Origin of the sequence: Escherichia marmotae (assembly GCF_002900365.1) — a bacterium.
Classification (GTDB): Bacteria; Pseudomonadota; Gammaproteobacteria; order Enterobacterales; family Enterobacteriaceae; genus Escherichia; species Escherichia marmotae.
Map to the genome: position 1 here is coordinate 1563386 of NZ_CP025979.1, position 19947 is coordinate 1583332.

A 19947-nucleotide genomic window follows, 5' to 3' on the forward strand; every position below is an offset into this window, starting at 1 on the left:
ACATTTAACAAAATAACTGCCAGTACGCTGTGCCGCTGCATAAATAGTTCCCCACAGCGACTTTTTAACTAAATGACCAGATTCTACAAAATCAGCAAAAAGTTACAACACTTGCTTCAGGCAATAATTTCCTGCGAGGTGATAACCCTTTCAAGCAATATTCAACCGTGATTATCCTTTAATTTTGGGGTCCAGCGCATCGCGTAAACCATCGCCCAGCAAGTTGAAAGCCAGCACGGTCAGAAAAATGGCCAGTGCCGGAAAAACCGCCACATGCGGCGCGATAACCATATCCGCTCTCGCTTCATTGAGCATCGCCCCCCACTCTGGCGTCGGCGGCTGCGCGCCAAGGCCGAGAAACGACAGGCTGGCGGCGGAAATAATCGAGGTGCCAATACGCATGGTGAAGAACACGACGATAGAAGAGACTGTCCCCGGTAAGATGTGACGCAACAAAATAGTCACATCGCTGGCACCAATACTGCGTGCTGATTCAATAAAGGTTTGCTGTTTCAACACTAGTGTGTTGCCGCGCACCAATCGGGCAAACGCCGGAATGGAAAAAATAGCGACGGCGATAATCACGTTAGCAATACCACTTCCCAACACCGCGACAACAGCGATAGCCAGCAAAATACCGGGAAACGCAAACAGCACATCGCAAATGCGCATGATCAGTCGGTCCCACCAGCCTTCATAATATCCTGCCAGCAAGCCCAGCAACGTCCCAATCGCCGCACCAATAAACACCGCAAATACGCCAGCCGCCAGCGAGATTTGCGCCCCCACCAGGACACGGCTGAAAATGTCGCGCCCCAGTGAATCGACGCCAAACCAGTGCTGCAAAGAGGGGCCGTTATTCAGGTTGTCATAGTCAAAATAATTTTCGGCGTCATAAGGAACGATCCAGCGCGCCAAAACAGCCACTATAATCAATAAGATAACGAACAATGCGGCGCTCATCGCCATATGCTGACGACGAAAACGCCGCCAGAACTCATGCCACGGTGTACGTACCTGGTCAGGTTTTACCAGTGGCATAGCGTTTAACACCGCCTGACGTCGCCAGTTAAATAATCGCATCCTTACTTGTACCTGATAGCCGGGTTAATGGCAGCGTAAAGCACATCCACCACTAAGTTGATAAGAATAAATTCCAGCGAGAAAAGCATAATTTCTGCCTGAATCACCGGGTAATCACGCATTTCTACCGAATCGACCAGTAAACGTCCAAGTCCGGGCCAGTTAAAGACTTTCTCCACGACAATGGAGCCGCCGAGCAAGAAGCCAAACTGTAAGCCCATCATGGTAACCACCGGGATCATCGCATTACGTAACCCATGTTTGAGGATGACCCAGGTTTCGCTCACCCCTTTCGCCCTCGCGGTACGCATATAATCTTCACTTAAGACATCGACAAATGAAGCACGGGTAAAACGCGCCATCACCGCCGCCACCGCTGCGCCAAGTGTCAGGGAGGGTAAAATGTAGTGCTGCCAACTGTCTGCACCAACAGTCGGCAGCCACCCCAACTCAACGGAGAACACCTGAATCAAAAGCATCCCCAGAGCAAATGCCGGGAAGGAAATCCCCGATACCGCGATGGTCATGCTCAATCGATCCGGCCAACGGTTACGCCAGACGGCGGCCACAATCCCCGCCGCCATACCAAATATCACCGCCCAAACCATACTGGTAATAGTCAGCCACAATGTAGGCATGAAGCGGCTGGCAATCTCATCGGCAACCGGACGACGCGACACCATCGACAGACCAAAATCCCCCTGTACGGCATTGCTGATGTAGTGCCAGAACTGGTAATACAGCGGCTGATCCAGCCCCAGTTGCTGGCGCACCAGTTCGATAACCTGAGCATCGGCTTCGGGGCCGGCAATCAATCGCGCCGGATCGCCGGGCAGCATATGGACAAATAAAAACACCAGCACCGAGACGATAAACAGCGTTGGGATCAATCCCAGTAAGCGTTTGATAACGTAATTAAGCATTCCACTCCCTGCGTTGCTTATTGCAAATCCGCGTCTTCAAAGCTAAAGCCTGTATCTGGCATGATCCAAAAACCGGTCAGGTTTTTACTGTGTGCCGACACCAGTTTTTCTACCACCAGCGGGATCCACGGCGATTCTTGCCAGATGATATCCTGCGCCGCCTTATACAAGCGTGCCTTTTCCGCCGGATCGTTGGTTTTCAGTGCCTGAGCAAGGTCTTCATCCACCTGCTTATTGCTGTAAAACGCGGTATTAAACAGCGTCGGTGGCCAGTTCTGCGAAGCAAACAGCGGCGAAAGCGCCCAGTCAGCTTCGCCGGTCGATGCCGACCACCCCGTGTAGAACATCCGCACATTGCTCTCTTTCTGCCCTTTTCCTTCCACTTCCGCCGCCCGTTGTCCGGCATCCATCGCCGTCACCTGGGCTTTAATCCCTACCTGCGCTAACTGCTGCTGGGTAAATTGCAGCACTTTCTGCGCGGTGCTGTGGTTATGTGATGACCACAGCGTGGTACTGAAACCGTTGGGATACCCCGCCTCTTTCAGTAACTCACGTGCTTTAGCCGGATTGTAAGGCCACGGTTGATAACTTTGCGCGTAGGCAATACTCGGAGGTACAACACCGGTAGCTGGCGTTGCATATCCTGCAAATGCCACCTTAACCAGCGCCTGACGGTTGATGGCGTAATTCAGCGCCTCACGCACTTTCGGATTATCGAACGGCTTTTGCGTCACGTTCATGCTGATATAACGCTGCATAATCGACGGACTGGCCATCAGCTCGATATTTTTGTTCTTCTCCAGTAACGCGGCTTGTTCATAAGGAATAGGGAAAGCAAACTGCGCTTCACCGGTTTGCAACATTGCCGCCCGGGTGTTGTTGTCCGCCACCGGACGCCAGGTAATGCTGTCCAGTTTGGGCAGACCGGGCTGCCAGTAACCCGCAAATTTCTTCACTTTCACAAAATCGCTCTGATTCCAGGTATCCAACGCATACGGCCCGGTTCCGACCGGATGAAAGCCGATCTCTTTACCATATTTTTCCAGTGCCGCAGGTGAAATCATTGCTGTCGCCGGATGAGCGAGAATATTAATAAACGCGGAAAACGGCTGTTTGAGCGTAATCTTCACCGTTGTCGGATCGACCGCTTCAGTTTTGGCAATATTTTTGTACAAGTTATAGCGTTTAAGATGATTCGCCGGATCGCTGGCTCGATCCAGATTCGCTTTTACCGCCGCAGCGTTGAAGTCAGTGCCGTCCTGGAACTTAATCCCTTCGCGCAATTTCACGGTGTAAGTGAGGCCGTCATCAGAGACGGTATAACTCTCTGCCAGCACATTTTTCAGCTTCATCTCTTTATCCAGACCGAACAGCCCCTGATAAAACGATTTCGCCACAGCCTGCGATAACGTGTCATTCGCGTCATACGGATCGAGCGTGGTGAAGTTCGACCCCACCGCCACAACCACATCTTTGGCAGCGAATGCACAAGATGCCATCAACGCTGTGGCAATGCCCAGCGCCACTAACCCACTACGGTGTACAGCTCTTGCCATTTTATTCTCCGCCTGAATGTTATCTACGCATGAATGCGTATTCTGATTGTGGTTGTGCGACGTAATGCCCCGGTCCGACGCATTGTAACGAGACGGTGGCAACCTCTTCGCCACGCAGATGAATATTGCTGGGAAGATCGTCCGACAACAGTACGCGCTGTGGTCGCAGTCGGGACGGTTCCGCCACCGGAACTGCCGCCAGTAATTTACGCGTATAAGGGTGCTGCGGATTTTCAAATATCGCGCGCCGTGGGCCAATCTCAACGATTTGCCCGAGATACATCACCGCCACGCGATGACTGATCCGCTCCACGACTGCCATATCGTGGGAGATAAATAGATACGCGATACCGAAATCACGCTGAAGATCAAGCAACAGGTTGATAATTTGCCCGCGAATAGAAACATCCAGCGCCGACACGGCTTCATCGGCAATAATCACTTTCGGATTCAGCGCCAACGCACGGGCAATGCAGATGCGCTGACGCTGACCACCAGAAAACTCATGCGGGTAACGCCATGCGTGTTCAGGTAACAGGCCAACGCGCTCCAGCAACCACGCAACGCGTGCAGCAGCCTCTTTACCCTGCAATAAACCGTGTACGCGCAGCGGTTCGATAATCGAATCACCGATGGTCTGGCGAGGATCCAGCGAGGCGTAAGGATCCTGAAAAATAAACTGGATATTGCGGCGCAACGACTGAAGTTTACCGGGCGAGAGAGTATCGATTCGCTGACCGTTAAAGATAATTTCGCCGCTCTGCGATTCGACCAGACGCAACAGCGCCCGTCCGGTAGTGGATTTACCGCTGCCAGACTCGCCCACCAGCGACAGCGTTTCACCAGGCCTGAGATCAAAACTGACTTTCTCAACGGCGTGCACTTCTCGCGTTACGCGATTCAACAACCCGCTACGCAAAGGGAAACGGGTAACCAGATTACGCACCTGTAAAACAGGTTCGCCATCCACCACCGTTTTCTGTTCGACAGGACTTTCCTGTTTAGCCGGATGTTCAAGTGATATCAGCGGAAAACGACGGGGATAATCTTGCCCTTTCATCGCGCCGAGCTGCGGAACAGCAGCCAGCAGTGCACGGGTATAGGGGTGCTGCGGCGCATGAAATATCTGTTCGACGCTACCCGTTTCAACCGCCTCGCCCTGATACATCACCAGCACCCGATCGGCAATCTCTGCCACCACGCCCATATCGTGAGTGATAAAGATGACGCCCATCGACATCTCTTTTTGCAATACTTTGATTAATTGCAGGATCTGCGCCTGGATGGTGACATCCAGCGCGGTGGTCGGCTCATCGGCAATCAGCACCGCCGGGCGACATGACAGTGCCATTGCGATCATGACCCGCTGGCGCATCCCTCCGGAGAGTTGATGGGGATAACGTGAAAGAATGGTTTGAGCTTCCGGAATGCGAACCTGATCCAGCATCCGCTTCGCCTCCACCATCGCTTCTTCACGACTGGCGTTTTGATGCAAACGGATAGACTCAGCAATCTGCTCACCCACAGTAAATACCGGGTTTAGCGACGTCATCGGCTCCTGGAAAATCATCGCTATATCTGCGCCGCGTATATGCTGCATTTGCCCGGAGCTCTGCGTACTAAGCTCAATCACCTCATGGCTGCGCCGCCGCAACAGCATTTTATCGCACTGTACCAAACCGCCCGCCTGTTCCAGCAGACGCATCAACGCCAGTGCTGTAACTGACTTGCCGGAACCGGATTCGCCAACAATCGCCAGCGTCTCGCCGCGTTGCAGACTAAAAGAGAGGCCGCGAACCGCAGCCATTTTCTGCAGGTCTTGTATAAAGGCAATATTGAGGTTCTCAACCGCCAGCACATCACCGGCATCAAGCTCATCACTGTGTGGCAACGGTGTCCCCTTTTTCACGGTAGATACCGGTGGTTGGCGTATCGCCTGCATAGCCCCAGGCGCGATACATTCCTTCGGTGTTAAACGGTAACGCGACGTTACCTTCATGATCGATAGCGATTAAACCACCACTGCCATCAAGCGCAGGGAGTTTTTCCATCACTACCCGCTCGCAGGCTTCCGCGAGACTTAAACCGCCGTAATCCATTAACGCAGCGATGTCATATGCCGCCAGCGTACGAATGAAGACTTCGCCCGTACCGGTACAAGAAACCGCCACGCTGGCGTTATTGGCGTAGCACCCGGCACCGACAAGCGGGCTGTCACCGACCCGACCGGGTAATTTGTTAGTCATTCCCCCCGTGGACGTGGCTGCCGCCAGGTTGCCGTATTGATCCAACGCCACAGCGCCCACAGTGCCCATTTTCTGTTTTTCATCCAGCGGTGCGTCGCTATGGTCGAGGATCATTTCCCCTTCCTCACGCGCCGCCATCAGTTGTTCATAACGCAAAGGCGTAGAAAAAATCTCCGGCAAGACGCGTTCCATGTCATGAGCAAAAGCAAAATTTTCCGCTCCTTCGCCAATCATCATCACATGTGGGCTTTGCTCCATCACCAGACGGGCAGCAAGAATCGGATTGCGCAGATGACTGACGCCCGCGACCGCACCGGCTTTCAGGGTGTTACCATCCATCACACAGGCGTCCAGCTCATGAGTTTCATCACGGGTGAAGACAGCACCAATACCGGCGTTAAATAGTGGGCACTCTTCCAGCAAGCGCACAGCTTCTGTTACCACATCCAGCGCACTTTCGCCCGCTTCAAGCATTTTCTGCCCGGTTTCAACAATGGCAGACAGCGCCTCAATGTAGCGTAATTCCTGTTGCAGACTCATCTGCGCGCGGCTAATTGCGCCTGCGCCACCGTGAATTGCAATGACTGCTTTGCCCATAGTTTTCGTCCATTAAAGGGTGGCTCGCCACTTTTGCTATAAATATCAGAATTTTTATGAATTACTCATTCAATTTTTGAATATAGAAAGATGTATATGGCATGTAAAGGCAGGAACCCACGCTACGCCCGAGGTGGCATACAGTCCGGGGCGTTTTTCTGACATAATAAGCAAATTCGATTTTGCCTCCGCAGGAGTGTTTTCATGGAATTTACCACCGGTTTGATGCCGCTCGACACCGCGCTTAATGAGATGCTTTCTCGCGTTACCCCTCTGACTCCCCAGGAAACGCTGCCACTGGTACAGTGTTTTGGTCGCATTCTGGCAAGCGATGTCACTTCGCCGCTGGATGTCCCTGGGTTTGATAACTCCGCAATGGACGGCTACGCGGTTCGTTTAGCCGATGTCGCTTCCGGTCAACCACTGCCCGTCGCCGGTAAGTCGTTTGCGGGTCAGCCGTATCATGGCGAGTGGCCTGCTGGCACCTGTATTCGTATTATGACCGGCGCGCCGGTGCCGGAAGGCTGTGAAGCTGTGGTAATGCAGGAACAGACTGAACAAACGGACAATGGCGTACGTTTTACCGCTGAAGTAAGTCGCGGGCAAAATATTCGTCGACGCGGTGAGGATATCTCCGCGGGAGCAGTTGTTTTCCCGACAGGTACTCGCCTGACTACCGCCGAACTGCCCGTGATTGCTTCGTTGGGGATTGCCGAAGTTCCGGTGATTCGCAAAGTGCGTGTGGCGCTATTTTCCACGGGTGATGAGTTACAGTTACCCGGTCAGCCGCTGGGTGATGGTCAAATCTACGATACCAACCGTCTCGCCGTGCACCTGATGCTGGAACAGTTAGGTTGCGAGGTAATTAACTTAGGGATTATCCGTGACGACCCGAACGCATTACGTGCGGCATTTATTGAAGCTGACAGTCAGGCGGATGTGGTGATCAGTTCCGGCGGCGTTTCGGTTGGTGAAGCGGATTACACCAAAAACATTCTCGAAGAGCTGGGCGAAATCGCATTCTGGAAACTGGCGATTAAACCAGGCAAACCGTTTGCGTTCGGCAAACTCTCTAATAGCTGGTTCTGTGGCCTGCCGGGCAACCCGGTTTCTGCGACGCTGACTTTCTATCAACTGGTACAACCGTTACTGGCAAAATTAAGCGGCAACACCGCCAGCGGCCTGCCAGCGCGTCAGCGCGTACGCACAGTATCTCGACTGAAGAAATCCCCCGGACGTCTTGATTTCCAGCGTGGCGTGCTACAACGCAACGCCAACGGCGAACTGGAAGTGTCGACCACCGGACATCAGGGTTCGCATATTTTTAGTTCTTTTAGTCTCGGTAACTGTTTTATCGTGCTGGAACGCGATCGCGGAAATGTAGAAGCGGGCGAATGGGTAGAAGTCGAGCCATTTAACGCGTTGTTCGGGGGCTTGTAATGGCGGAACTCAGCGATCAGGAGATGCTGCGCTATAACCGGCAAATCATCCTGCGTGGTTTTGATTTTGACGGTCAGGAAGCGCTGAAAGATTCTCGCGTGTTGGTCGTTGGCCTGGGCGGGCTGGGGTGTGCAGCATCGCAATATCTGGCAAGTGCGGGCATCGGCAACCTGACGTTGCTCGACTTTGACACCGTTTCGCTCTCGAATCTGCAACGTCAGACACTACACAGTGATGCCACGGTCGGGCAACCGAAGGTTGAATCCGCCCGTGACGCACTGGCGCGAATCAATCCTCACATCGCGATTACACCGGTGAATGCGCTGCTTGACGACGCTGAACTTGCTGCGTTGATTGCAAAACACAATCTGGTGCTCGACTGTACAGATAATGTCACGGTGCGTAATCAACTTAACGCGGGCTGTTTTGCCGCAAAGGTGCCGCTGGTTTCTGGCGCGGCGATTCGTATGGAAGGTCAAATCACCGTCTTTACCTGGCAGGATGGTGAACCGTGCTACCGTTGCCTGAGTCGTCTGTTTGGCGAAAACGCGTTAACCTGCGTGGAAGCAGGCGTAATGGCTCCGTTGATCGGCGTAATTGGTTCGTTGCAGGCAATGGAAGCGATCAAACTGCTGGCAGGTTATGGCAAACCTGCCAATGGGAAAATCGTGATGTACGATGCGATGACCTGTCAGTTTCGCGAAATGAAGCTGATGCGCAATCCTGGATGTGAGGTGTGCGGACAGTAATTGTCGCCTGTAGTCCTGATAAGACGCGGCAGGCATCGCATGGGCATTTGCTCCAGACGCCAGATGCGGCGCGAACGCCTTATCTGGCCTACGGTTCGGGCGCAGATTTCCAGGCCTGATAAGACGCGGCAAGCATCGGTGCACTCCGCCACGTCATAATCAATTTTTGAGGATGGTGAACGTCCTGTTAAATCGACGTCCGGCCAAACGCCCCCTGCCAGTCCTGCTCAAACTTCGCCACGGCGGCATCGACCGCCGGATAGCTAATCATCTGCTGCGCAACATCCAGCGGCAGCGTGATTGACTCACATCCTGCCAGTAAGCAGTCCAGCGCCTGACGCGGGGTTTTGAAACTCGCCGCCAGCACTTTCGCCTGTGGTGCATGCATTTTCAGCAACTGATGCAAATCGGTCACGGTCTGAATACCACTTCCGCCCTGGGCATCAATACGATTCACGTAAGGCGCAACATATTCCGCACCCGCCAGCGCTGACAGCAGACCTTGCGCCGCGCCATACACCGCCGTGCCCAACGTTGGGATCCCTTCCGCCTTTAACATCTTGATGGCTGCCAGCCCCTCGGCGGTCACCGGTACTTTAACCACGATATCCGCAATAATAGAACGCAGTTTGCGTGCATCGTTCAACATGCCTTCAGCGGTGGTAGCCATTACCTGGGCAAACAAACGCCCCTGCCCCCCCATCGCTTCGTGAAGTTCCGGAAGCACAACCTCCAGCGGCTTTTTGCCTGCAGCGATAATGCTTGGGTTAGTGGTCACACCCGCCAGCGGGAAAACACGCGCCAGCGCCTTCACTGCAGCAACGTCTGAAGTATCCAGATACAGTTCCATAGCCATCCTCAAATGTACTTTTGTATGAAATCAGACTATCACGAAAAAACCCTCTGAACAGTTGATGTACATCAATTTAACTTTCATTCGAAAGCTATTTAATGTTTGAACGAAACAGAGAGGCATCTATGATCTTCAATATTCAACGCTACTCGACCCACGACGGTCCCGGTATCCGCACCGTAGTTTTTCTTAAAGGCTGCTCATTGGGCTGCCGCTGGTGTCAGAACCCGGAAAGCCGCGCCCGCACGCAGGATCTGCTGTATGACGCACGTCTGTGCCTAGAAGGCTGCGAGCTGTGCGCTAAGGCGGCCCCGGAAGTGATTGAACGAGCGCTGAATGGTTTACTTATCCATCGTGAAAAGTTAACGCCTGAGCATCTGAGCGCGCTGACCGACTGCTGCCCAACTCAGGCACTGACCGTATGCGGTGAAACAAAAAACGTAGAGGAGATCATGGCGACCGTCCTGCGCGACAAACCGTTTTACGATCGCAGCGGCGGCGGTTTAACGCTTTCTGGCGGGGAGCCGTTTATGCAGCCGGAAATGGCGGCGGCGTTACTGCAAGCCAGCCACGAAGCCGGTATTCATACCGCAGTGGAAACCTGTCTGCATGTGCCGTGGAAATATATCGCGCCTTCCCTGCCTTATATCGATCTGTTTCTTGCCGATTTAAAACACGTTGCCGACGCGCCGTTTAAACAATGGACCGACGGTAACGCCGCCAGAGTGTTGGATAACCTGAAAAAACTTGCGGCGGCGGGGAAAAAAATCATCATCCGCGTACCGCTGATTCAGGGCTTTAATGCCGATGAAACCGCAGTGAAAGCCATTACCGATTTTGCCGCCGATGAACTACAGGTTGGTGAAATTCATTTCCTGCCCTACCACATGCTGGGCATCAACAAATATCACTTACTTAATCTGCCCTATGACGCCCCGGAAAAACCGCTTGATGCGCCAGAACTGCTCGACTTTGCCCAGCAGTATGCCTGCCAGAAAGGGTTAACCGCGACCTTACGAGGATAACAATCATGACAACACTGAAACTGGATACGCTCAGCGACCGCATTAAAGCGCACAAAAATGCGCTGGTACATATTGTGAAACCACCGGTTTGTACCGAGCGCGCACAGCACTATACCGAGATGTATCAACAACATCTCGATAAGCCAATCCCGGTTCGTCGCGCGCTGGCGCTGGCGCATCACCTGGCTAATCGCACCATCTGGATCAAACACGATGAGTTGATCATCGGCAACCAGGCAAGCGAAGTCCGCGCCGCGCCGATCTTCCCGGAATATACCGTGTCGTGGATCGAAAAAGAGATTGATGATCTGGCGGATCGTCCCGGCGCTGGTTTTGCGGTGAGCGAAGAGAACAAACGTGTTCTACATGAAGTCTGCCCGTGGTGGCGCGGTCAAACCGTACAGGATCGCTGCTATGGCATGTTTACCGATGAGCAAAAAGGCCTGCTGGCAACCGGCATCATTAAAGCGGAAGGCAATATGACCTCCGGCGATGCGCACCTGGCGGTCAATTTCCCGCTGCTGCTGGAAAAAGGGCTTGATGGTCTGCGCGAAAAAGTGGCGGAGCGCCGCTCGCGTATTAACCTGACGGTACTGGAAGATTTGCACGGCGAGCAATTCCTGAAAGCCATTGATATCGTGCTGGTGGCAGTCAGTGAACACATTGAACGTTTCGCCGCCCTGGCGCGTGAAATGGCAGCCACCGAAACCCGCGAAAGCCGTCGCGATGAACTGCTGGCAATGGCCGAAAACTGCGATCTCATCGCCCACCAGCCACCGCAGACTTTCTGGCAAGCGCTGCAATTATGCTATTTCATCCAGTTGATTTTGCAGATCGAATCCAACGGTCACTCGGTATCGTTTGGTCGTATGGATCAGTATCTCTATCCGTACTATCGTCGCGACGTTGAACTCAACCAGACGCTGGATCGTGAACACGCCATTGAGATGCTGCATAGCTGCTGGCTGAAGTTGCTGGAAGTGAACAAAATCCGCTCCGGTTCGCACTCCAAAGCCTCTGCCGGTAGCCCGCTGTATCAGAACGTCACCATCGGTGGGCAAAACCTGGTTGATGGTCAGCCGATGGATGCGGTGAATCCGCTCTCCTACGCAATCCTCGAATCCTGTGGTCGCCTGCGTTCAACTCAGCCTAACCTCAGCGTGCGTTACCACGCGGGAATGAGTAACGATTTCCTCGATGCCTGCGTGCAAGTGATCCGCTGTGGCTTCGGGATGCCGGCATTTAACAACGATGAAATCGTGATCCCGGAATTTATTAAACTCGGTATTGAACCGAAGGACGCTTACGATTACGCGGCAATTGGCTGTATCGAAACTGCCGTCGGCGGCAAATGGGGCTATCGCTGCACCGGCATGAGCTTTATCAACTTCGCCCGCGTAATGCTGGCGGCGCTGGAAGGTGGTCGTGATGCCACCAGCGGCAAAGTGTTCCTGCCACAAGAAAAAGCGTTGTCAGCGGGTAACTTCAACAACTTCGATGAAGTCATGGACGCGTGGGATACACAAATCCGTTACTACACGCGCAAATCGATCGAAATCGAATATGTCGTCGACACCATGCTGGAAGAGAACGTACACGATATTCTCTGCTCGGCGCTGGTGGATGACTGCATTGAGCGAGCGAAAAGTATTAAGCAAGGCGGCGCGAAATATGACTGGGTTTCTGGCTTACAGGTCGGTATTGCCAACCTGGGTAACAGCCTGGCCGCTGTGAAAAAACTGGTGTTTGAACAAGGCGCGATTGGTCAGCAACAGCTTGCTGCCGCGCTGGCGGATGACTTTGAAGGGCTGACTCACGAGCAACTGCGTCAGCGTCTGATTAATGGCGCGCCGAAGTACGGCAACGACGATGATACCGTCGATACACTGCTGGCTCGCGCTTATCAGACCTATATCGATGAACTGAAGCAGTACCATAATCCGCGCTACGGTCGTGGCCCGGTTGGCGGTAACTATTACGCAGGTACGTCGTCTATCTCCGCGAACGTACCGTTTGGTGCACAGACGATGGCGACACCGGATGGGCGTAAAGCACATACGCCTCTGGCGGAAGGTGCAAGCCCGGCCTCCGGCACCGACCACCTCGGCCCAACGGCGGTGATTGGTTCGGTAGGTAAACTGCCTACGGCGTCGATTCTCGGTGGTGTACTGCTCAACCAGAAACTGAATCCGGCGACACTGGAGAATGAGTCCGACAAGCAGAAGCTGATGGTTCTGCTGCGTACCTTCTTCGAAGTGCATAAAGGCTGGCATATTCAGTACAACATCGTTTCCCGCGAAACACTGCTGGAAGCAAAAAAACATCCTGATCAGTATCGCGATCTGGTGGTACGTGTAGCAGGCTATTCCGCCTTCTTCACCGCGCTCTCTCCTGACGCTCAGGACGATATCATCGCCCGTACCGAACATATGCTGTAGTCCTCTCCGCCCGGTAGCCGTCGTTACCGGGCTAAATCATTCACATAATCAATTCTCCCTTACTTTCATTCGAAATATAATTTGTGCTCCACGTCACATTGTTATTACACTGTTACGGTTTCATTTTTGAGCCAGGAGCACACATATGAGCGTAAAAGTTATCGTCACAGACATGGACGGTACTTTTCTTAACGATGCCAAAACGTACAATCGGGCACGTTTTATGGCGCAATATCAGGAGCTGAAAAAGCGCGGCATCGAGTTCGTTGTCGCCAGCGGTAACCAGTATTACCAGCTCATTTCCTTCTTTCCTGAGCTAAAGAATGAGATCTCTTTTGTCGCGGAAAATGGCGCGCTGGTCTACGAACATGGCAAGCAGTTGTTCCACGGCGAACTGACCCCGCATGAATCTCGAATTGTCATTGGTGAACTGCTGAAAGATAAACAGCTCAATTTTGTTGCCTGCGGTCTGCAAAGTGCATACATCAGTGAAAATGCCCCTGAATCATTCGTTGCATTGATGGCAAAACACTACCATCGCCTGAAACCGGTAAAAGATTATCAGGACATTGATGATGTTCTGTTCAAGTTTTCACTTAACCTGCCGGATGAGCAGATCCCGCAGGTAGTTGACAAACTGCACGTTGCGCTCGACGGCATAATGAAACCCGTTACCAGTGGCTTTGGGTTTATCGACCTGATTATTCCCGGCCTGCATAAAGCGAACGGCATTTCACGGTTACTGAAACGCTGGGATCTGTCGCCGCAAAATGTGGTGGCAATTGGCGACAGCGGTAACGACGCAGAGATGCTGAAAATGGCGCGTTATTCTTTTGCGATGGGCAATGCAGCGGAAAACATTAAACACATCGCCCGTTACACTACCGATGATAATAATCATGACGGCGCGCTGAATGTGATTCAGGCGGTGCTGGATAACACAGATCCTTTCAATAAGTAATCTTCCCCTGGCCGGAGCGCCCCCTCCGGCCTCTCTCTTTTTTCTCGCTTTGTGCAGTGACTCAAGATTTTTATCTTGTGTTAACTTATTTTTAACTTAAAGTATCAATCGTAATAATTTTTACTTTCGAATGAAAGATGCGAGGTTGATATGACTTTTACCTGTGAGACACTGCCAACAGATACGAAAGCGGCTATCCGTAAGATGAAAGCGGAGCTGCGACAGCAGATCGGTGATGTGCAACATGTCTTCGATAAACTCTCAGCAAAAATCGAAGCGCGTGTAGCAGAAATAGATGCCCTGAAAGCACAAGGATTGCCGGTTTGGCCGGAGATCTCTTATAGGGATATTGCAGCCGGTACAGTAAACAATGTCACTCGCAATGAAATTAAGCGCCGCGGTTGTGCGGTAATAAAAGGCCATTTCCCTCGTGAGCAGGCGCTGGCGTGGGATCGCGCAATGCTCAACTACCTTGATGCCAATCACTTTGATGATGTGTATAGAGGTCCTGGCGACAGTTTTTTCGGTTCGCTGGAAGCTTCTCGCCCCGAAATCTATCCCATTTACTGGTCACAGGCGCAGATGCAAGCGCGGCAGAGCGACAATATGTCTGCGGTTCAATCTTTCCTTAACCGCCTGTGGAAATCTGAAAGCAACGGCAAACAATGGTTTGATCCCGATGTCAGCGTGATTTATCCGGACAGAATTCGCCGTCGCCCACCAGGCACGACGTCCAAAGGTCTGGGCGCACACACCGATTCTGGTGCTCTGGAACGCTGGTTATTACCCGCTTATCAGCGCGTTTTTGCCAATGTTTTCAACGGTAATTTTGATGATTATGATCCGTGGGATGCTGCGCATCGTACCGATGTAGAAGAATACACCGTAGATAACACCACCAAATGTTCGGTGTTCCGCACGTTTCAGGGCTGGACGGCGCTCTCCGATATGTTGCCTGGCCAGGGATTATTACATGTGGTGCCAATCCCGGAAGCGATGGCATACGTTTTACTGCGTCCGTTACTGGATGACGTACCGGACGACGAGCTGTGCGGTGTCGCGCCTGGTAAGGTTCTGCCAATTTCAGAGAAATGGCACCCATTGTTGATAAAAGCACTCACGTCAATTCCGGCAATAACAGCGGGGGATTCCGTCTGGTGGCACTGCGATGTGATTCACTCCGTCGCGCCGGTAGACAATCAACAAGGCTGGGGGAACGTGATGTATATTCCCGCCGCGCCGATGTGCGAGAAAAACCGGGCTTATGCGCACAAGGACAGAAAGGCACTGGAAAAAGGCGTCTCGCCGGGTGACTTCCCACGTGAAGATTATGAAGCAAACTGGGAAGGCCGCTTTACGCTGGAGGATCTGAACGTTCACGGTAAACGCGCGCTGGGCATGGACGTGTGAAAGTTGATAGATTAGTGGAAGTGAGGTTAAGGAAGTCGGTTCGATGTTACTCAGAGAGCTGACAACGTGCGCTTTGTTAATGCCGGATGCGACCTACAAAATCTTGCAGATTCAATATATTGCAGGGACTGCGTAGGCCTGATAAGCGTAGCGCATCAGGCAATCTTGCGTTTGTCCTCAGCCGCCGTCACCCCGACTGTATCGGGGTGACGGGCAATAACTTACTCGATCCCTCTGCTACGCAGATAATCTTCGTAGTTGCCGCTAAAGTCGATCACGCGTTCCGGAGTGATTTCCAGAATACGGGTCGCCAGGGAGCTTACGAACTCACGGTCGTGAGAAACAAAGATCAGCGTGCCCTGATACAGTTCCAGTGCCATGTTCAGCGACTCGATGGATTCCATATCCAGGTGGTTGGTCGGTTCGTCCATGATCAGAATATTCGGTTTCTGCATCATTAACTTACCAAACAACATACGGCCTTTTTCACCACCGGAAAGTACTTTAGCAGGCTTTTTGATGTCGTCCTGGCTGAACAACAAACGACCGAGAATGCTGCGTACCGCCTGCTCGTCATCGCCTTCCTGCTTCCACTGGCTCATCCATTCAAACACGGTCAGATCATTATCGAACTCATATTCATGATCCTGTGCGTAGTAACCAATACGCGCATTTTCTGACCATTTTACAGTACCATTGTCCGGTTCCAGATCCCCTACCAGCGTTTTCAGCAGGGTCGATTTACCGACGCCATTGGTGCCGAGTACTGCCAGCTTTTCACCCACTTCCAGCAGCAGGTTGATATTTTTAAACAGCGGACCGTTATCAAACCCTTTAGTCAGGCCTTCTACTTCCAGCGCATTACGGAACAGCTTCTTATCCTGCTCAAAACGAATGAACGGGTTCTGCCGGCTGGAGGCTTTCACCTCTTCCAGTTTGATTTTATCAATCTGACGCGCACGTGAAGTCGCCTGACGAGATTTCGACGCGTTGGCGCTAAAGCGGCTTACAAAGGACTGCAACTCGGCAATCTGCGCTTTCTTCTTGGCGTTATCAGCCAGCAGGCGTTCGCGTGCCTGGGTCGCCGCCGTCATGTACTCATCGTAGTTACCCGGATAAACGCGCAGCTCACCGTAATCCAAATCCGCCATGTGCGTACAGACCATATTGAGGAAGTGACGGTCGTGCGAAATGATGATCATGGTGCTGTCACGCTCGTTCAGCACCTGCTCCAGCCAACGAATGGTATCGATGTCCAGGTTGTTGGTTGGTTCGTCGAGCAGGAGAATATCCGGATCGGCAAACAGCGCCTGCGCCAGCAACACACGCAGTTTCCAGCCTGGAGCCACTTCGCTCATTGGACCGTAGTGTTGCTCCACTGGAATACCCACGCCAAGCAGCAGCTCACCGGCGCGTGCTTCCGCAGAGTAACCGTCCATTTCGCCGTATTTCACTTCCAGATCGGCAACTTTGTAGCCATCTTCTTCGCTCATTTCCGGCAAAGCATAGATGCGGTCGCGCTCCTGTTTCACTTCCCACAACTCTTTATGCCCCATGATCACCGTATCCAGCACGGTGAACTCTTCAAAGGCAAATTGATCCTGGCGCAGTTTACCAATGCGCTCGTTGGGATCGAGGGAAACGTTGCCCAGCGTCGGCTCTAAGTCGCCGCCGAGGATCTTCATAAAGGTGGATTTACCACTACCGTTCGCGCCAATCAGGCCGTAACGGTTGCCGCCGCCAAATTTGACGGAAATGTTTTCAAACAACGGCTTACTGCCGAACTGCATGGTGACGTTACTGGAAACTAACACAGGCGTATCCTGAAAAGAGATATGACAAACCGCGTATTATGCCATAAGTCTGAAAGAAGATCCCGCTCGCCGCTTAAGGTCTACACTCTTCCCAAAGGCAAAAAATGTGATTTCGTACACATCTGATTTCACTGTTAGCAGGAATGAACATATAATGCGCTTCCAATACTCTAATATTCTCAACCTAATGGCCTGGCAGGCACGAAATCTCGCTTAACATGAATATGAAATTGAAAACGTTATTCGCAGCGGCCTTCGCTGTTGTCGGCTTTTGCAGTACCGCGTCAGCGGTAACTTATCCTCTGCCAACCGACGGGAGTCGCCTGGTTGGTCAGAATCAGGTGATCACCATTCCAGAAGGCAATACCCAGCCGCTGGAGTATTTTGCGGCCGAGTATCAGATGGGGCTTTCCAATATGATGGAAGCGAACCCTGGTGTGGATACCTTCCTGCCGAAAGGCGGCACCGTCTTGAACATTCCGCAGCAACTGATCCTGCCAGACACGGTTCATGAAGGTATTGTAATTAACAGCGCAGAGATGCGTCTGTATTACTATCCGAAAGGGACTAACACCGTTATCGTGCTGCCGATCGGGATTGGTCAGTTAGGTAAAGACACGCCTATCAACTGGACCACCAAAGTAGAACGTAAGAAAGCCGGCCCGACCTGGACACCGACCGCCAAAATGCATGCGGAATACCGTGCAGCAGGCGAACCGCTTCCGGCTGTTGTTCCGGCTGGTCCGGATAACCCAATGGGGCTGTACGCTCTGTACATCGGTCGCCTGTACGCTATCCACGGCACCAACGCCAACTTTGGTATCGGCCTGCGTGTAAGCCACGGTTGTGTGCGTCTGCGTAACGAAGATATCAAATTCCTGTTCGAGAAAGTGCCTGTTGGTACGCGCGTACAGTTTATTGATGAACCAGTGAAAGCGACCACCGAGCCAGACGGCAGCCGTTATATTGAAGTCCATAACCCGCTGTCTACGACCGAAGCTCAGTTTGAAGGTCAGGAAATTGTACCAATTACCCTGACGAAGAGCGTACAGACCGTGACCGGTCAGCCAGATGTTGATCAGGCGGTTCTGGACCAGGCTATTCAAAACCGTTCCGGGATGCCAGTTCGTCTGAATTAATCTTCAAAACTTAAGCAAAAGGCGGACTGATAATCCGCCTTTTTTATTTTCCAGCGCTTATCCAACCGGGAGCATAACTAACAAAACGTATCCTACCAGCGCCGCCCACAACAGCATTGGTATCGAATAGAGATGGAAACGCCACCAGATACGACGATCGTTCGCCATACGCAGTGCAATCAAATTTGCCAGCGATCCCGGTAACAAACCAAAACCCCCGACATTTACCGCCCAGGCCAGTAACAACGACGGCGGCACATAGTTCAGCAGCAAAATTGTGCCCGGCACATTACTGATCACCTGCGATAAACCAATTGCCGTTAGCCATAATCCGGGTTCGGATAAATGACTCACGTGACTCAACACGCCCTGTAAAGCTGGAAGTTGGGTCAGCAAATGGACGTCGATAAACATCGCCATAAACACCTGCAGCAGCGTCCAGTCCACACTCAACACCACGCGACGTGCCAGCAGCGCAAATCCCGCTGCTACAATCACCAGCCCCCATAGCTCTTGTTTCAACTCAAGCGCCGTAAGAAAAACGATATACAGTCCCAGACAACTCCACACCAGTCGCGGCTTCCACTCCGGCGTTTGCGTACCAGTATGATACTGCAACGCCCTTCCAGGGAAACAACACCAGCACAGCAGCAATAGTGTCAGCATCATCACGCCAGCCAGCGGTGCCATTTGTGCAATAAAACCGGCGAACGAAAGGCCAGAGCGTCCCCAGATAAGAATATTTTGCGGGTTGCCTATCGGCGTCAGCAGCGATCCGGCATTCACCGCCAGCGCCTCGAATATAATCAACCGATTAACCGGGATCTCACACAGTCTCTTTAGCGTAATGGTCAGCGGAACAACAATGAACAGCGCAACATCGTTGGTCAGAAACGTAGAAAGTAGCGCCGCCGCCAGCACCATAAACATTGCCAGTCGACGTTCAGTGGCAAAACGGCGCACCATTTTACGCCCCAGCACATCAAAATAACCGCTTAACTCCACACCTTTGGTCAGCAGCATCAGGCCACTTAAGGTGATGATGGTGTGCCAGTCGATAGCGCCAGGCCAGGACTTTGGTGCGAAAGGAACGAAAAAACTTAATCCGATACCAACAAGAATTAATAACTGAAAAAAGCGATCGCCTTGTATCGTGCGTAAAAAAGGCAGGCTCATTTGGCACCGTGTTTCTGGGTAAACAAACGAAAGGCGTCCAGCGTCTCTTCACTGACATGGTGTTCCATACCTTCCGCGTCACGACGGGCGATTTCCGGGCTGACGCCCAACACCAGCAAGAAATTTTCGACAATCTGATGCCGCTCACGGCTTTCCTGCGCCAGCTTTTCCCCTTCCGCAGTCAAAAACACGCCTCGCCAGGGGATCATTTCAATTAGCCCCATTGTTGCCAGCCGCTTGAGCATTTTAGCCACCGTCGGTTGAGAGACGCCCAGACGGGCGGCCATATCAACCTGACGTGCTTCTCCCACTTCTCTAATCAAATCAGAAATCAGCTCAACGTAATCGTCGATAAGCTCGCGACGATGTGCCTCTCTGACCTGGCGAAACCCTTCAACGTGCTCTTCCACGTTCACTAACTGCGTCACTTTTTTTACTGTTGGCGTACCTGCGCGACGACTCATTGTGCTTCCTCATTATGGTGACACATATATAGCGCTCTCATTTCGTGCGCACATTGTAAACCAGAGTTGTGAA

Annotated in this window: 16 protein-coding genes; 7 read left to right on the forward strand and 9 right to left on the reverse strand. The window is 52.4% G+C overall.

The genetic code is table 11. The annotated features are described in order from the left end of the window. Positions 1 to 171: 171 nt before the first annotated feature. The 5 genes from gsiD to iaaA are packed head-to-tail and all read right to left on the reverse strand — an operon-like array spanning position 172 to position 6405. Positions 172 to 1083: a glutathione ABC transporter permease GsiD gene (gsiD, locus tag C1192_RS08155; protein ID WP_001516059.1), complete on the reverse strand. Its 912-nt coding sequence runs from the start codon at positions 1081 to 1083 to the stop codon at positions 172 to 174. 2 nt (positions 1084 to 1085) lie between these two features. Then, on the reverse strand, positions 1086 to 2006 hold the full coding sequence (gsiC, locus tag C1192_RS08160; RefSeq protein ID WP_000936055.1) for a glutathione ABC transporter permease GsiC: 921 nt from the start codon (positions 2004 to 2006) through the stop codon (positions 1086 to 1088). Between the two features lie 17 nt (positions 2007 to 2023). Next, on the reverse strand, positions 2024 to 3562 hold the full coding sequence (gsiB, locus tag C1192_RS08165) for a glutathione ABC transporter substrate-binding protein GsiB (RefSeq protein WP_038355202.1): 1539 nt from the start codon (positions 3560 to 3562) through the stop codon (positions 2024 to 2026). Positions 3563 to 3581: 19 nt separating this feature from the next. Then, on the reverse strand, positions 3582 to 5453 hold the full coding sequence (gsiA, locus tag C1192_RS08170) for a glutathione ABC transporter ATP-binding protein GsiA (protein ID WP_001516056.1): 1872 nt from the start codon (positions 5451 to 5453) through the stop codon (positions 3582 to 3584). After that, positions 5440 to 6405: a beta-aspartyl-peptidase gene (gene iaaA / locus C1192_RS08175; RefSeq protein WP_016248516.1), complete on the reverse strand. Its 966-nt coding sequence runs from the start codon at positions 6403 to 6405 to the stop codon at positions 5440 to 5442. The genes gsiA and iaaA overlap by 14 nt, the downstream gene beginning before the upstream one ends. Positions 6406 to 6609: 204 nt before the next feature. On the opposite strand from iaaA, the gene moeA reads away from it, so the two are divergent. Both moeA and moeB read left to right on the forward strand, forming a co-directional pair. Further along, positions 6610 to 7845 carry a molybdopterin molybdotransferase MoeA gene (moeA, locus tag C1192_RS08180; RefSeq protein WP_016248515.1) on the forward strand — a complete coding sequence of 412 codons (1236 nt, stop codon included), beginning with the start codon at positions 6610 to 6612 and terminating at the stop codon, positions 7843 to 7845. Beyond that, a complete protein-coding gene (gene moeB, locus C1192_RS08185) occupies positions 7845 to 8594 on the forward strand; it encodes a molybdopterin-synthase adenylyltransferase MoeB (RefSeq protein ID WP_038355203.1) in 750 nt (249 codons plus the stop codon). Before moeA ends, moeB begins: the two co-directional genes overlap by 1 nt. A 187-nt stretch (positions 8595 to 8781) precedes the next feature. On the opposite strand, the gene fsa is transcribed toward moeB, so the two are convergent. Continuing rightward, the gene (fsa, locus tag C1192_RS08190; RefSeq protein ID WP_001516055.1) at positions 8782 to 9444 is read right to left on the reverse strand and encodes a fructose-6-phosphate aldolase; all 663 of its coding nucleotides are present in this window, start codon (positions 9442 to 9444) and stop codon (positions 8782 to 8784) included. 128 nt (positions 9445 to 9572) lie between these two features. Here fsa and C1192_RS08195 point away from each other — a divergent pair, with 128 nt between their 5' ends. The 4 genes from C1192_RS08195 to C1192_RS08210 all read left to right on the forward strand — a co-directional run bounded on the left by C1192_RS08195 (position 9573) and on the right by C1192_RS08210 (position 15281). Next, complete coding sequence (locus C1192_RS08195; RefSeq protein ID WP_038355204.1) at positions 9573 to 10472, forward strand: glycyl-radical enzyme activating protein; 900 nt, start codon at positions 9573 to 9575, stop codon at positions 10470 to 10472. A 5-nt stretch (positions 10473 to 10477) separates the two neighbouring features. Continuing rightward, complete coding sequence (locus C1192_RS08200; RefSeq protein ID WP_000209339.1) at positions 10478 to 12910, forward strand: glycyl radical protein; 2433 nt, start codon at positions 10478 to 10480, stop codon at positions 12908 to 12910. A 145-nt stretch (positions 12911 to 13055) separates the two neighbouring features. After that, the gene (gene ybiV / locus C1192_RS08205) at positions 13056 to 13871 is read left to right on the forward strand and encodes a sugar-phosphatase YbiV (RefSeq protein WP_038355205.1); all 816 of its coding nucleotides are present in this window, start codon (positions 13056 to 13058) and stop codon (positions 13869 to 13871) included. A 150-nt stretch (positions 13872 to 14021) separates the two neighbouring features. Next, positions 14022 to 15281, forward strand: a complete 1260-nt coding sequence (locus C1192_RS08210) for a DUF1479 domain-containing protein (RefSeq protein WP_038355206.1) — start codon at positions 14022 to 14024, stop codon at positions 15279 to 15281. Positions 15282 to 15502: 221 nt separating this feature from the next. On the opposite strand, the gene C1192_RS08215 is transcribed toward C1192_RS08210, so the two are convergent. Continuing rightward, complete coding sequence (locus tag C1192_RS08215; protein WP_000961451.1) at positions 15503 to 17095, reverse strand: ABC-F family ATPase; 1593 nt, start codon at positions 17093 to 17095, stop codon at positions 15503 to 15505. A 218-nt stretch (positions 17096 to 17313) separates the two neighbouring features. On the opposite strand from C1192_RS08215, the gene ldtB reads away from it, so the two are divergent. Next, positions 17314 to 18234, forward strand: a complete 921-nt coding sequence (ldtB, locus tag C1192_RS08220) for a L,D-transpeptidase (RefSeq protein WP_001056379.1) — start codon at positions 17314 to 17316, stop codon at positions 18232 to 18234. 57 nt (positions 18235 to 18291) lie between these two features. Here the strand turns inward: ldtB and C1192_RS08225 are convergent, their stop codons facing one another. Together C1192_RS08225 and mntR are read right to left on the reverse strand one after the other, a co-directional pair. Next, entirely contained in the window at positions 18292 to 19410 is a 1119-nt protein-coding gene (locus tag C1192_RS08225; RefSeq protein ID WP_038355207.1) for an anion transporter, read from the reverse strand. Further along, on the reverse strand, positions 19407 to 19874 hold the full coding sequence (mntR, locus tag C1192_RS08230) for a manganese-binding transcriptional regulator MntR (protein ID WP_000091026.1): 468 nt from the start codon (positions 19872 to 19874) through the stop codon (positions 19407 to 19409). Before mntR ends, C1192_RS08225 begins: the two co-directional genes overlap by 4 nt. Positions 19875 to 19947 lie beyond the last annotated feature (73 nt).

Excerpts from the sequence above, each read along its gene's own strand:
- gsiD (WP_001516059.1), bottom strand. The coding sequence starts at position 1,083 with ATGCGATTATTTAACTGGCGACGTCAGGCGGTGTTAAACGCTATGCCA.
- gsiC (WP_000936055.1), bottom strand. The coding sequence starts at position 2,006 with ATGCTTAATTACGTTATCAAACGCTTACTGGGATTGATCCCAACGCTG.
- gsiB (WP_038355202.1), bottom strand. The coding sequence starts at position 3,562 with ATGGCAAGAGCTGTACACCGTAGTGGGTTAGTGGCGCTGGGCATTGCC.
- iaaA (WP_016248516.1), bottom strand. The coding sequence starts at position 6,405 with ATGGGCAAAGCAGTCATTGCAATTCACGGTGGCGCAGGCGCAATTAGC.
- moeA (WP_016248515.1), top strand. The coding sequence starts at position 6,610 with ATGGAATTTACCACCGGTTTGATGCCGCTCGACACCGCGCTTAATGAG.
- moeB (WP_038355203.1), top strand. The coding sequence starts at position 7,845 with ATGGCGGAACTCAGCGATCAGGAGATGCTGCGCTATAACCGGCAAATC.
- fsa (WP_001516055.1), bottom strand. The coding sequence starts at position 9,444 with ATGGAACTGTATCTGGATACTTCAGACGTTGCTGCAGTGAAGGCGCTG.
- C1192_RS08195 (WP_038355204.1), top strand. The coding sequence starts at position 9,573 with ATGATCTTCAATATTCAACGCTACTCGACCCACGACGGTCCCGGTATC.
- C1192_RS08200 (WP_000209339.1), top strand. The coding sequence starts at position 10,478 with ATGACAACACTGAAACTGGATACGCTCAGCGACCGCATTAAAGCGCAC.
- ybiV (WP_038355205.1), top strand. The coding sequence starts at position 13,056 with ATGAGCGTAAAAGTTATCGTCACAGACATGGACGGTACTTTTCTTAAC.
- C1192_RS08210 (WP_038355206.1), top strand. The coding sequence starts at position 14,022 with ATGACTTTTACCTGTGAGACACTGCCAACAGATACGAAAGCGGCTATC.
- ldtB (WP_001056379.1), top strand. The coding sequence starts at position 17,314 with ATGAATATGAAATTGAAAACGTTATTCGCAGCGGCCTTCGCTGTTGTC.
- C1192_RS08225 (WP_038355207.1), bottom strand. The coding sequence starts at position 19,410 with ATGAGCCTGCCTTTTTTACGCACGATACAAGGCGATCGCTTTTTTCAG.
- mntR (WP_000091026.1), bottom strand. The coding sequence starts at position 19,874 with ATGAGTCGTCGCGCAGGTACGCCAACAGTAAAAAAAGTGACGCAGTTA.